The 12,800-nt window shown below is 63.0% G+C and carries 9 protein-coding genes; 2 read left to right on the top strand and 7 right to left on the bottom strand.

What is annotated here, in order from left to right; all coding sequences use genetic code 11:
- The first annotated feature begins 138 nt into the window (after positions 1–138).
- Together AB5Y70_RS06190 and AB5Y70_RS06185 are read left to right on the top strand one after the other, a co-directional pair.
- On the top strand, positions 139–1,377 hold the full coding sequence (locus AB5Y70_RS06190) for a uracil-xanthine permease family protein (RefSeq protein WP_041213272.1): 1,239 nt from the start codon (positions 139–141) through the stop codon (positions 1,375–1,377).
- Positions 1,378–1,522: 145 nt separating this feature from the next.
- A complete protein-coding gene (locus tag AB5Y70_RS06185; RefSeq protein WP_161653701.1) occupies positions 1,523–2,263 on the top strand; it encodes a dienelactone hydrolase family protein in 741 nt (246 codons plus the stop codon).
- A 63-nt stretch (positions 2,264–2,326) separates the two neighbouring features.
- On the opposite strand, the gene AB5Y70_RS06180 is transcribed toward AB5Y70_RS06185, so the two are convergent.
- The 7 genes from AB5Y70_RS06180 to hflD form a co-directional block, all read right to left on the bottom strand.
- Positions 2,327–3,325 (bottom strand): beta-propeller fold lactonase family protein, encoded by a 999-nt coding sequence (locus tag AB5Y70_RS06180; protein WP_128313954.1) that lies wholly within the window; start codon positions 3,323–3,325, stop codon positions 2,327–2,329.
- Positions 3,326–3,382: 57 nt separating this feature from the next.
- Positions 3,383–3,991, bottom strand: a complete 609-nt coding sequence (locus tag AB5Y70_RS06175; protein ID WP_010673613.1) for a LysE family translocator — start codon at positions 3,989–3,991, stop codon at positions 3,383–3,385.
- A gap of 120 nt (positions 3,992–4,111) precedes the next feature.
- The gene (gene mscK, locus AB5Y70_RS06170; protein ID WP_319882056.1) at positions 4,112–7,429 is read right to left on the bottom strand and encodes a mechanosensitive channel MscK; all 3,318 of its coding nucleotides are present in this window, start codon (positions 7,427–7,429) and stop codon (positions 4,112–4,114) included.
- Positions 7,430–7,578: 149 nt separating this feature from the next.
- A complete protein-coding gene (pykF, locus tag AB5Y70_RS06165; RefSeq protein ID WP_010673615.1) occupies positions 7,579–8,991 on the bottom strand; it encodes a pyruvate kinase PykF in 1,413 nt (470 codons plus the stop codon).
- Positions 8,992–9,394: 403 nt separating this feature from the next.
- Positions 9,395–10,525 carry a cupin domain-containing protein gene (locus AB5Y70_RS06160; RefSeq protein WP_010673616.1) on the bottom strand — a complete coding sequence of 377 codons (1,131 nt, stop codon included), beginning with the start codon at positions 10,523–10,525 and terminating at the stop codon, positions 9,395–9,397.
- Between the two features lie 152 nt (positions 10,526–10,677).
- Positions 10,678–12,048 carry an adenylosuccinate lyase gene (gene purB / locus AB5Y70_RS06155; RefSeq protein ID WP_010673617.1) on the bottom strand — a complete coding sequence of 457 codons (1,371 nt, stop codon included), beginning with the start codon at positions 12,046–12,048 and terminating at the stop codon, positions 10,678–10,680.
- A gap of 30 nt (positions 12,049–12,078) precedes the next feature.
- Complete coding sequence (hflD, locus tag AB5Y70_RS06150; RefSeq protein WP_010673618.1) at positions 12,079–12,690, bottom strand: high frequency lysogenization protein HflD; 612 nt, start codon at positions 12,688–12,690, stop codon at positions 12,079–12,081.
- Between the last annotated feature and the right edge of the window lie 110 nt (positions 12,691–12,800).

Here is a 12,800-nt window from a genome sequence, read left to right as displayed (position 1 = left end):
AAGCCAGTTTCATGCCCTCCCCAAGCAGTAAAAGGCAACAAATGACGCCATTTGGTCCGTTGGCTGCCTTGAAAACGTCTTGTGATGACTGAAAAGTGTCAAATATCCCTGTCAGTTATCAAAAAATTAAGGATACCCATGTTTTCCTTGGTCAAGCAAAGCGTCGCCGGGCTGCAAATTCTGTTTGTCGCCTTCGGTGCCATGGTGCTGGTGCCCCTGCTCACCGGTCTGAATCCCTCCATGGCCCTGCTTGGCGCCGGTGTAGGCACCCTGCTGTTCCAGCTCTGCACCCGTCGTCAGGTGCCGATCTTCCTCGGCTCCAGCTTCGCCTTCATCGCCCCCATCATCTATGCCACCCAGACCTGGGGCCTGCCCTCCACCATGTTCGGTCTGTTTGCCGCGGGCTTCATGTATTTCATCCTGGCGGCCATCATCCGCGCTCGTGGCATGGGCTTCGTGCACAAGCTGCTGCCCCCCGTGGTCATCGGTCCCGTCATCATGGTGATCGGCCTGTCGGTGGCCCAGGTAGCCTGCAACATGGCCATGGGCCGTGCCGGCGGTGAGCAGGTGGTGCCTGCCACCACGGCGCTGACCCTGGCGGGCATCTCCCTGGCGGTCACCCTGATTGCCGCCGTGTTCTGCAAGGGCTGGATCAAGCTCATCCCCATCCTGTGCGGTGTCATCGCCGGTTATGTCTCTGCCGTGCTGATGGGCCAGGTGAGTTTCGACGGCATGGTCAACGCCCCCTGGCTGGCGCTGCCCCATTTCGAGACCCCGGAGATCAACTGGGCCGCGGCCCTCTTCATGCTGCCGGTGGCCATCGCCCCCTGCATCGAGCACATCGGCGGCGTGCTGGCCATCGGCGGCGTGACCGGCAAGGACTACACCAAGGATCCCGGCCTGCACCGTACCCTGGCCGGTGACGGCATCGGCGTCTGCTTCGCCGGTTTCATCGGTGGTCCCCCCGTCACCACCTATGCGGAAGTGACCGGTGCCGTGATGATCACCCGCAACTTCAACCCGGTCACCATGACCTGGGCGGCGGTGTTCGCCATCATTCTGGCCTTCTTCGGCAAGTTCAACGCCCTGCTCACCTCCATCCCCATGCCGGTGATGGGCGGCATCATGCTGCTGCTGTTCGGATCCATCGCCGCCATCGGTCTCAAGACCCTGGTGGAGTCCAAGGTGGATCTGGGGCTGTCCCGCAACATCGCCATCGTGGCGGTGACCCTGACCGTGGGTGTCGGCGCCCTGGAGATGAAGATCGGTGACTTCGCCCTGGCGGGCGTGGGGCTGGCCTCGGTGGCGGCCATCCTGCTGAACCTCATCCTGCCCCAGCACTCCGAAACGGGTGCCATGGAGAGCGCCAAGGATTAAGCGCCTGGCTTGCTGTACGTTGAGTTGATGAAAAAGAGGCCACCTTCGGGTGGCCTCTCTTTTTTTGCCTGCCCACCACTGAACCCGGGCTCCCCATGTGAAGCGGCTACACTCAGGGGCACCATTGACGGGAGAGGACGAAAGGATGAAGAGGGCATGGATCCTGGCTCTGCTGGGGCTGATGGGGAGCGGCGCGGCCGAGGCCGGTGCGGTGCGCTACGAGGTCGAAGGCAAGCCGTTCGAGGGCTATTACCTGGCGGGTGCCGACAAGCAGGCCCCTCTGGTGGTGCTGGTGCACGACTGGGACGGGCTCAACGGTTACGAGATCAAGCGGGCCGAGATGCTGGTGGCCCTGGGCTACAGTGTCTTTGCCGTAGATTTGTTCGGTGCCGGGGTCAGGCCGAGCACGGTGGAAGACAAGAAGCGCCTCACCGGGGCCCTCTATCAGGACAGGCCCAGGATGCGCACCCTGCTGCAAGGGGGATTGGCGGAGGCGGGCAGGCAGGGGGGGCGGCTCGACAATGCGGTGGCCCTCGGTTACTGCTTTGGCGGCGCCGCCGTACTGGAGCTGGCCCGCAGCGGGGCGGATCTCAAGGGGGTGGTGAGCGTGCACGGCGGGCTGGAGACCCCGGCCGGGCAGGACTACAAAGAGGTGAAGGGAGAGTTGCTTGTCCAGCACGGCAGCGCCGACGAGGCGGTCTCTCTGGGTCAGTTTGCGGCGCTGGTGGCCGAGCTGGAGAGCGCCGGGGTGAAGCACGAGGCGACCAGCTACAGCGGTGCTCCCCACGCGTTCAGCGTCTTTGGCTCGGACAACTACCGCGCCGATGCCGATGCCAAGTCCTGGCAGCGTTTCACCGGTTTCCTGAAGGAGGTGACCGGCTCCTGAGGGGGCCGGCTCACGCAGGCCATGGCAGTGCCATGGCTTTTTTTATGCCCGTTTTTCGCCAGCTCAGGGGAGGGCGAGCACCCTCACCCACATGGCCCCCTTGCCCACCTCGCTCCGTGGGCCCGGGGTGAGCTGGCCGCTTTCGGGGTCGATGGCATGCAGCGCCACCTCATGGGAGTGCTGCCCGGTCGCGATGAGCCAGTGGCCGCTGTGGTCGATGGCAAAGCCCCGGGGACAGGCCTCGGTCGGGAAGTGGCCGAGGGGGGTGAGGGCGCCATCTTGGGGGGAGACGCCGAACAGGGTGAGCAGGCTGCTGGCCCGTTCGCTGGTGTAGAGAAAACGTCCATCCGGGGTCAGGTGCAGGTCGGCGCCCCAGCGCTCCCCTTCATAGCCTGGGGGCAGCATGTCCAGGCTCTCGCGCGCCACTATCTGTCCGTCCGCCTCCCTGTGGTAGCGACTGAGGGTGGCGTCGAGTTCGTTGAGGCAATAGAGATCGCCGTTGTCCGGGTGCAGTGCCAGATGGCGGGGCCCGGCGCCGGGGGCGGTGTGAATGTCCCCCAAGGGATGGGGAACCAGCTTCTCGTCCACCAGGGCAAAGCGGCGCACCCTGTCCTCCTTCAGGCAGGCCACCAGCAGCTCCTGCTCCCCGTTTTGCCCCGCAAGCCAGGTGACCGAGTGGGCCGCCATCAGGTGGTCGAGACGCTGGTGAGGGGGCTGCATCCGGCCCGCCTGATCCTGGCGGGAGACGGTGACGTGGTTGAAGGCGTAGGAGGCGGTAAAGAAGAGGCGGCCGCTGTCGTCCATGCAGGTGTGGGAGGCGCTGCCGAGCAGTGGCGCCGAGGTCGGGGCCCCGAGCCGCCCATCGGCGGAGATGGGGAAGCTCAGCACCCGAAAATCGGGGCGCCCCCCCGCATGGAGCCAGCGCCGGTCCGGGCTGATGACCAGGGGCTGCACCTCGCCGCCGGTCTGCACTTCCTGCAGCGGGGCGAGGGTGCCTGCTTCGAGGCGAAACACATGGATCAACCCGCTCACCGGGTTGGCCACATAGACCACTTGTTGCATTGCATCTCCTTTGCGACGGCCATCCGTCGGGTCAAGGGAAAGGGGAGTCCCGGCGTCTCAGGCGGGGATCAGGATCTCGCGAATGACGGGCACCACTGACAGTACCAGCAGGGCCGCCATCACCTGGTTGAAGCGGCGACGGGCAAGATCGTTTGCCAGCCAGCGCTTGAGCAGGGAACCGCACAGGAGCCAGAGTCCGACGCAGGGGAAAGAGACGATGAAGAAGGTCAGGGCGATGACGAGGTGCTGCTCAAAGGGGTCGCTCCCCGCGCTGGTGAAGGCGGCGATGGCGCCGGTGGCAACCACCCAGGCCTTGGCATTGACCCACTGGAACAGGGCACCCTTGAAAAAGCCGAACGGGCGGGTCCCGTTGCTGTCAGCCATCCCGTCCGTCGGGCGGGCGATGAGCCAGGCAAGATAGAGCAGATAGAGGGTGCCCGCGCACTTGATGAACATGTGGAGTTCGGGGAAGCGGGTAAAGAGCTGGCCAAAGCCCAGCCCCACCAGCAACAGCATCAGGGTGAAGCCGACGCAGATCCCCATGAGCAGGGGCAGGCTCTTGCGTATCCCGACGCTGGCGCCGGCGCTCATCACCATGATGTTGTTGGGGCCGGGGGTGACCGATGCCGAGATGGCAAAGAGCACCACGGCGTAGAGAGAGTCCATTGGGTTCCTCGTGCAGACAGTCCGTTGTCTTCCCTATATTGGGGGCGATCTGCGCTTTCCAAGGCGGGGGGCGGGCAGAAAAAAACAGGCCCCGTGACGGGGCCTGTGAAGCGGGCGGGATCAGACGGGCTGGTTCCCTGCCGGCGGCAGCGCCGGGCGGGATTCCACCTTCTGCTCTTCGCCCTGCATGTTCTTGATATAGACATCCATCTGGTTGAAGGCGATCTCGATGCCGTTCTCGCGGAACAGCTGGTCGATCTTGCGGTTCAACTCGTCCACTGCCGGGTTGCGATCACCCAGTTCGCTCACGAAGAAGCGCAGCTCGTGATCCAGGGTGCTGGGCCCGAAGGTGAGGAAGTAGACGATGGGGGCCGGGTCTTTCAGCACCCGGCTGTTCTCCATGGCGGCCTGCATCAACAGCTTGCGGGTCAGATCCAGATCCGAGCCATAGGCCACCCCGACCCGGGCGATGACCCGGGTGACGGTGTCGGACAGGGACCAGTTGATGAGCCGCTCTATCATCAGCTGCTGGTTCGGGATGATCACCTCCTTGCGGTCGAAGTCGGTGAGGGTGGTGGAGCGGATCCTGATCTTGTTGACCGTGCCCGAGATGGTGCCGATGGTGACGGTGTCGCCGATCCGCACCGGGCGCTCGAACAGAATGATGATGCCTGAGATGAAGTTGGAGACGATCTGCTGCATGCCGAAACCGATACCGACCGAGAGACCGGCGGCCAGCCACTGCAGCTTCTCCCACTGGACCCCGAGCATGGCCAGCGCCGTCAGGCTGCCCACCCCGATCAGGGCGTAGTTGAGCATGGTGGTGAAGGCGTAGGCCGTGCCCTGGGCGAGGCGCAGCTTGGAGAGCACCAGCACCTCCAGCAGGCCCGGCAGGTTGCGGGCCAGCGACAGAGCCGCACCAAACACGAAGAGGCCGGTCAGCACGTCGCTCAGGCTGATGGGATAGAGCACGGCGTTGGCCCCGGTCCCCTCGCTCTTGTGCCACAGCACCACGCTGTCGAGGTAGGTGAAGACCGCCACCAGATCAGACCAGAGCCAGTAGAAGGCGACGCCGAACACCAGCAGCAGCATGATGCGGGTCAGACGCAGGGACTGCTGGCTGACCTCTTCCAGATCCATGGGCTGCTCTTCGATGGCTTCGCCCCCTTCCGCATCCTCCTGGGTCTTGTGTTCCCGCTTGGCGACCGCGCGGCGATAGGCCAGACGACGGGCCGCCAGCTCAAGACCGCGCAGGGCGGTGCGATAGACCAGACCCCAGATGATGATGAGGTAGAAGGACTCGATGAGCCTGCCGGTGAGTTTCAGGGCCGTGTAGTAGTAGCCAAGGGCTGCCAGCACCATCAGGGCCACCGGCGCCAGCGCCAGGGCGACGGCGGTCAGGGTCTGCAACATGCTCGCCTCGCCCTTGATGCGGGCGCGGGAGATGGGCAGCACCAGGTAGGCGGTCAGCCCCAGCAGCAGCATGGTCATGCCCTGGCCGATGACGTCGTTGCCAAGGGAGGAGGGCTCCACCACCGCCTTGGTCGACAGCATGATGAGGGGCAGCAGGGGCAGCCAGAGGTAGCGCATGCTGTTGCGCTTGGCCTGCAGCTCGTCCCGCGGCATGCGGAAGTGGGTCTCGCCGATGCCCCCCGGTCGCATCACCGACAGGTAGACACTGAACACCAGGTAGCCGAGGGCCAGGTTCAGGGTGATCTGGAAGATGAGTCTCGGGCTCAGCAGGCCGCAATAGGCGAGCAGCAGGCCGGCGGCCAGGATGAAGAGGGTGCCCGGCAGGCGTTGCAGCACGGTGAACAGCAGGGCTCGGGGGGTGTGCCACTGGCTGTCCTGACGAAAACGTCCCAGATCCTTGACGATCTTCTTCTGGCGCTCGAGCAGGGTGCCGCGCTTCCACAGCAGCAGGCCGCCCACCAGCAGCAGCGGCAGGGAGAGCAGGGAGACCGCCAGCAGCATGTCGCCCCAGCCGCTCCAGTCCGGTTTCAGCACCCAGTCGGAGGCCTGCTTGAAGGCCTGGGCCGGCCAGGTGATGAACCACTTGGCATCGATGGGCTTGTTGCTGCTCACCCAGAAGATGTGCTGCTGCAGGGTGAACTCGATGGAGGCATAGACCCGGGTCAGCTGCTGCTGGGTCAGTTGCAGGCTGATGGCGTTGGTGAGCTGGGCATCCATCTGGCGGTTGAGCTGATCCAGCAGGCCGATGCGGGTGTCGATGAGCTTGGCAAGGCTGGCCCTGTCTTCGTCGCTCACCGTCTCGCCGCTGCTGGCAATGAGGTTGTCCAGATACTGGTTCTTCTGGAACAGCTGGTCACGCTGCTGGCTCAGTTCGAACTGGGCCAGATGCAGGTCGGCGATCTGCTCCTCCAGGTTCTTCACCAGGGTGGAGGGGGCCGCTTCCAGTTGCTGGTAGAGCTGATAGAGGATGCGCGAGAGCAGCAGGTTGCCCTTGAGCATCTGCACCTGTTCGTTGAGGTTGCGCTCGGTCTGGGTGCCGCGCTCCAGCATGCTCTTCGCCTGCAGGTTCTTCTGGGCCAGGGTGTTGAGGCTGTTGGTGGAGCTGATGAGTTGCTGGCTGAGCTGGTAGTTGAGCTCCTGCTCTTTTTGCACCAGGGGGTTGTCTTCGGCGGCCACCAGTTCGCCGGTCTCTTCGGCGGTCTTCTCGGTATCCCCCAGGCGCTTGGCGCTGCTCTGCTCCTGCAATGCCTGCAGTTTCTGCTCTTCACTGGCAAGACGGGCACTCTGGTAGTCCCGTTGCTTGACCACCAGATCCTGCATGCTGGTGCGGTTGTCCAGCTCCTTTTGCAGGTTGGCCAGTTGCAGATCCAGCAGGGCCAGTTCGGCATTAAGCTTCATTTTCTCGGCGCTGCTCACCCCGTCCCCGGCGTTGAGGCGGGTGCGGATCTCCTGGCTGCGCTGATAGGCGCGGCTCATGCTGGCCTGGGCCCGCTCCGGCAGGGTCTGCAGGTTGGTGATCTGGCTGCCGATGGTGCCAAGGGCCTCCTGGGCCGCCTGCATGTTGGCCATGATCTCGGGTTGGCGGGCATCGAGCTCCGCCAGGCTCATGGTGGCGTATTCGCTCTTGAGCTGCTCCGGGCTCTTGCCCTGGGTCAGGGCGTCGAGCTTGGCGCCGATCTCCTTGAGCTCTGCCGGCAGGGTGCGCAGGCGTTCGCTCTGGGTTTTGGCCTTGCTCTTCTCCTTGTCGATGCTGTCGAGGAGGGAGAGGGTGTCAGTCAGGAACTTCTGGTCCGCCTGCTGGCTGGCCGTGGGGGTGTCCGATTTGCCGAGGGCGTCGAGCGCCCGCTGCACGGTGGCGCGCTGGGGCAGATCCTGCGCCAGGGTGCTCGGGGTCCAGAAGGTAATGAGTAAACAGAGCAGCGGCAGCAGGGTGGCCGAGGCTCTTTTGAAGCGTGTTGAGAGCATAAAGCGTCCGGGTGATTATGCGATGTTCGGGGGATTTTCCACCAGGGTAAAATCCGCGTGGATTCTAGCACCGGCGCAAGAGGGGCAGCAGGGGGAGAGATAAAAAAAAACGGCGCCCGCAGGCGCCGCTTTCATCGGTTCAGGACTGATTACAGTACGTGAACGGAGGCGGTGTTGGTGGTACCGCTCGGTACCAGGGCACCGGAGACCATGACAACCACGTCACCCTTCACGCCCATGCCGATTTCCAGCGCGGCTTCTTTGCCGATGCGATAGAAGTCGTCGGTGGAGGCGATGGAGTCAACCACGTGAGCAACCACACCCTTGGTCAGCACCAGCTGGGCAGCGGTCTTCTTGTTGGTGGTGATGGCCAGGATCCAGGCTTTCGGGAAGTACTTGCGGATGGCCTTGGCAGACTTGCCGCCTTCGGTGGCAACCACGATCAGCGGGGCGTCCAGCTTCTCGGAGGTCTCTACCGCGCCTTTGCAGACCGCTTCGGTGATGCGCAGCTTGTTGCTGTCGTTGGCAGCAGACAGGTTGGACGGCATCACGGCATCGGTACGCTCGCAGATGGTGGCCATGATGGTCACGGCTTCCAGCGGGTACTTGCCCTTGGCGGACTCACCGGACAGCATGACTGCGTCGGTACCGTCCAGGATGGCGTTGGCCACGTCGCCGGCTTCGGCGCGGGTCGGACGCGGGTTCTTGATCATGGAGTCCAGCATCTGGGTGGCGGTGATGACCACTTTGCGGGCTTTGTTGCACTTCTCGATGATCATCTTCTGGGCGAAGATCACTTCTTCTACCGGGATCTCGACACCCATGTCGCCACGGGCAACCATGATGCCGTCGGAGACAGCCAGGATCTCGTCGAAGTTGTCCAGGCCTTCCTGGTTTTCGATCTTGGAGATGATCTGGATGTTCTCGCCGCCGTGGGCTTTCAGGTGCTCACGGATTTCCAGCACGTCTTCTTTCTTGCGAATGAAGGAGGCGGCAACGAAATCAACGCCTTGCTCGCAACCGAAGATGAGGTCGCGCTTGTCTTTCTCGGCCAGGGCCGGCAGCTTGATGGAGACGCCCGGCAGGTTGATGCCCTTGTTCTCGCCCAGGTCACCGTTGTTGAGCACTTTACAGATCACTTCGCGCTCGGTGATTTCGATGACGTCCAGGCCAATCAGGCCGTCGTCAACCAGGATGCGGTTGCCGACGCGCAGGTCGCTGGCAAAACCGGCATAGGTGACGGCGACTTTGTCTTTGTTGCCCACCACGGTCTGGTCGGTGGTGAAGGTGAAGGTCTGGCCGGCGACCAGGGAGACGTCGTTGCCGCCTTCGAGCTTGATGGTGCGGATTTCCGGACCCTTGGTGTCCAGCAGGATGGCTGCGTGCTTGCCGGTTTCGGCCATGACAGCGCGCAGGTTGCTGATGCGACCACCGTGTTCGGCGTAGTCGCCGTGGGAGAAGTTCAGGCGCATGACGTTCATGCCGGCATCCAGCATCTTGCCCAGCATTTCTTTGGATTCGGTCTTGGGACCGATGGTGCAGACGATTTTGGTCTTTTTCATGTCAGTCTTCATGGTTAAGGAATTTCCGCCGTGCAATATACACCAGTTTTTGGATACTTTTTATGATCCAGAAACAACGTTTTGAGCGAAAACGGCCTCAATTTGAAAGATAACGTTTTCGCTCACAGCTCATTTTAGGGGCTAAAATAATTGATTTTCCGCAACTGAGGCCATTTGGTTCCCATTTCTGGCCCCGCATCCTGCCCGATCCCATGTTGTTAAATGACAAACAACAGGGCCCCATTGCGGGGGCGATCCGGCCCGATGCCGTTGGCCGTCATCCAGTGTAGTCACTCCCTCCCGCGGCGTCAGGGCGAAGCAATGCAGGGCAGGAGCCGGTTGGCCTACAGCGGAAAAAACGCCGCCCCTCCCGGCACGCCGGGAGGGGCGGCAGCCCTCTGGATCAGCCGAAGAACCAGTAGCCGCGGTTGACCAGCCGGGTCAGCAGTTGCAGGAAGCCCGCCTGATCGGCCAGTTCCACCAGCGCGTCCTGGGTGATGATGTCCTTGTCGCACAGGAGTGCGATGGCGGCCGGATCCTCGCTTGGCAGGGTCCAGGCTTCGCCGTCGATGTAGCAGGTGCGGCTCTCGCCGCTGAACCAGACGCTGCGCAACCCCGGCACCTTGATGGCGGGCTCCCCCTGACTCAGCAGGTCGGCCACCTCGTCGGCGCTGTAGTCCGGCTCCACCGGATTGACGTCCAGATCGTGCTTGGCCTCGGAGATCATGGTGCCGAACCACTCCTTGAACAGGGTCTCGTCGTCGAGGGCCTGTTGCATCAGCTCCCGCAGGCGGTGCAGCTCATGGGGCTGGATTTCCCCGTGGCGGGCGCGGGGCTGGAGGTCCGGGTCGCCGTAACGTTCGGTGCGGATCTCGTTGTCGATCAGGTGATCGGCAAAGGAGGAGACAAGGGCCTTGGCGTCCGGCGCGCGGAAACCCACCGAGAAGTTCAGGGAGGGCTCGATGGCGTAGCCCTCGTGGGGGAATCCAGGCGGGATGTAGAGGATATCGCCCGGCTCCATGATGACGTCGATGATCGCCTCGAACGGCTCGCAGTGCAGCAGGGCCGCGTGGGCGGCGAACTCGTTCAAGGGCTTGGCATCGCCGACCCGCCAGTGGCGCTTGCCCTGACCCTGGGTGATGAAGACATCGTAGTTGTCGATGTGGGGGCCGACACCGCCGTGAGGGGTGGAGAAGCTCACCATCACATCGTCAAAGCGCCAGCCCGGGATGAACTGGAAGGGCACCGCCAGCTCGTGCACCTCGGGTACCCAGTGGTTGCACGCCTGCACCAGCACGGTCCAGTTCTCTTCCCCCAGGTGATCGTAGGATTCGAAGGGGCCGTGGGCCGCCTCCCACTTGTTGTTGAAGCGGGTGACGAGGCGCGATTCAATCACCTCCTCCATGGCCAGACCCGCCAGCTCGTCCGGGCTGATGGGATCCTGAAAGTCGGTGAAACCGCCCTTGATGAGGAGCGGGCGCTTCTGCCAGTAGTGCTCGAGGAAGTGAGCGATATCCAGATTGAGTTGGTACATGGTGCTTCTCGTATCTTGTGAGAGGGCTTGCCCAAGGCGGGCTTGGGCAAGGGCTCTGAAATGGCCCGATAGAGGGTGATCATATCAAATGGGCCAAAACCAACGGGGGCCCTGCCGTCATGACAGAGCCCCCGCCGGTTCGGTTACATCACTTATTTCAGCAGATCGACCAGACGCTGGGCGTCGCCGATGTAGTTGGCCGGGGTCAGCTTCTTGAGCTCGACCTTGACCGCTTCCGGCAACTCCAGGGTGTCGATGAAGGTGCGCATCCCTTCGGCGTCGACGCGGCGACCACGGGTCAGCTCTTTGAGCTTCTCGTAGGGCTTCTCGATGCCGTAGCGGCGCATCACGGTCTGGATGGGTTCCGCCAGCACTTCCCAGTTGGCGTCCAGATCGGCGGCCATGGCGTCCGCGTTGGCTTCCAGCTTGGAGATGCCCTTCAGGGTCGCCTGATAGGCAATCAGGGAGTAACCCACCGCCACACCCAGGTTGCGCAGCACGGTCGAGTCGGTGAGATCACGCTGCCAGCGGGAGATGGGCAGTTTGCTCGCCAGGTGCTGGAACACGGCGTTGGCCAGACCCAGATTGCCTTCGGAGTTCTCGAAGTCGATGGGGTTGACCTTGTGGGGCATGGTGGAGGAGCCGATTTCGCCGGCGATGGTGCGCTGCTTGAAGTGGCCCAGGGAGATGTAACCCCAGACGTCACGGTCAAAGTCGATCAGGATGGTGTTGAAGCGGGCCAGGGCGTCGAACAGCTCGGCGATATAGTCGTGGGGCTCGATCTGGGTGGTGTAGGGGTTCCAGGTCAGGCCGAGAGAAGTGACGAACTCCTCGGAGAACTGGTGCCAGTCCACATCCGGGTAGGCGCTGATGTGGGCGTTGTAGTTGCCCACGGCACCGTTGATCTTGCCCAGCAGCTCCACCGCCATGATCTGCTTGAGCTGGCGCTCCAGACGGTAGGCGACGTTGGCCATCTCCTTGCCCATGGTGCTCGGGGTCGCCGGCTGACCGTGGGTACGGGAGAGCAGCGGCATGTCGCGGTACTCGACGGCCAGGCGCTTGATCTCGCTGATGAGCTTTTCGCAATAAGGCTTGATCACCTCTTCCCGGGCGGTCTTCAGCATCAGGCCGTGGGAGTTGTTGTTGATGTCTTCCGAGGTGCAGGCGAAGTGAATGAATTCGCTGACGGCGGCCAGCTCCGGGTTCACTTCCACCTTCTCTTTCAGGAAGTACTCCACCGCTTTCACATCATGGTTGGTGGTGCGCTCGATCTGTTTGATGCGGGCGGCATCCTGCTCGTTGAAGTTGCTGACGATGCCGTCAAGCACGGCATTGGCTGCCTCGCTCAGGGCAGGGACTTCCGGGATCCCGGCGTGGCTGGCCAGTTTTTGCAACCAGCGCACCTCGACTTCGACGCGAAAACGCAGCAGACCGAATTCGGAGAAGATAGGGCGCAGGGCATCGGCCTTGTCGCCATAACGACCGTCAATCGGGGAAACGGCAGTCAGCGCGGACAGCTCCATGGGGTGAACTCCTGATGATTGGTGTGGGGGTTAAAATCGTTTGGCCAGTTCCACCATCTTCTTGCGGGCGAAGATGATCTGGGTACGGCTGCCGCCGAGCTGGCGCCACAGCACCACGGCGCGGATGCCTGCGAGCAGCAGGGCGCGCACCTTGTGCTGCACCAGGGGCTGCTGCAGGAAGAGCGGGGTGCCCGCCACCTGGATGCGCGGCCCGATGGGGCTGATAAGGTCGCTGTAGATGCTCGCCATGTTGGCCAGGATCTGCTCGTCGAGCAGATCGAAATGCTGTTGCTGGCGGCCGATCTGGCTGATCCGCTCCCCCAGCATGTTGAGGATGTCCTTGCGCTTGGCGAGCTTGCGCTCCAGCGCGATCAGGCTCACCACGTAGCGGGTCAGCTCGGCATTCTTCTGGCTGCCGTCGGCCCCCAGCTGTTCCACCAGGGCGCGATAGCCGTCGCGAATGGCCAGGTGGCTGCCGAACACTTCCAGCGGCTGCGTGGGGTTGGTGACCAGAATGCTTTGCAGGCTCTCGCGCAGGGAGGCTTCGTCGCAGGAGCCGTCACGGGCCACTTTCTGCACCAGATAGGCGGCCTGGCAGATGCCTGCGAAGGCCATGGTTCTGTCTTGGAATTTGTCGCTCATATCTTCACAGCCCTGTTCTGTTCTTTCACCGGCCGATGCCATTATCCGGCCTGGAATGTGTCGGCCATGTCTTCACAGCCCTGTTCTGTTCTTTCACCGGCCGATGCCAT

It is taken from the genome of Aeromonas sp. s1(2024) (assembly GCF_040908005.1).
Lineage (GTDB): Bacteria > Pseudomonadota > Gammaproteobacteria > Enterobacterales > Aeromonadaceae > Aeromonas > Aeromonas caviae.
Note: the sequence above shows the minus strand (reverse complement) of the source record. Positions and strands in the feature narration are given on the sequence as shown.

Excerpts from the sequence above, each read along its gene's own strand:
- mscK (WP_319882056.1), bottom strand. The coding sequence starts at position 7,429 with ATGCTCTCAACACGCTTCAAAAGAGCCTCGGCCACCCTGCTGCCGCTG.
- AB5Y70_RS06175 (WP_010673613.1), bottom strand. The coding sequence starts at position 3,991 with ATGGACTCTCTCTACGCCGTGGTGCTCTTTGCCATCTCGGCATCGGTC.
- AB5Y70_RS06190 (WP_041213272.1), top strand. The coding sequence starts at position 139 with ATGTTTTCCTTGGTCAAGCAAAGCGTCGCCGGGCTGCAAATTCTGTTT.
- AB5Y70_RS06160 (WP_010673616.1), bottom strand. The coding sequence starts at position 10,525 with ATGTACCAACTCAATCTGGATATCGCTCACTTCCTCGAGCACTACTGG.
- AB5Y70_RS06180 (WP_128313954.1), bottom strand. The coding sequence starts at position 3,325 with ATGCAACAAGTGGTCTATGTGGCCAACCCGGTGAGCGGGTTGATCCAT.
- hflD (WP_010673618.1), bottom strand. The coding sequence starts at position 12,690 with ATGAGCGACAAATTCCAAGACAGAACCATGGCCTTCGCAGGCATCTGC.
- pykF (WP_010673615.1), bottom strand. The coding sequence starts at position 8,991 with ATGAAAAAGACCAAAATCGTCTGCACCATCGGTCCCAAGACCGAATCC.
- AB5Y70_RS06185 (WP_161653701.1), top strand. The coding sequence starts at position 1,523 with ATGAAGAGGGCATGGATCCTGGCTCTGCTGGGGCTGATGGGGAGCGGC.
- purB (WP_010673617.1), bottom strand. The coding sequence starts at position 12,048 with ATGGAGCTGTCCGCGCTGACTGCCGTTTCCCCGATTGACGGTCGTTAT.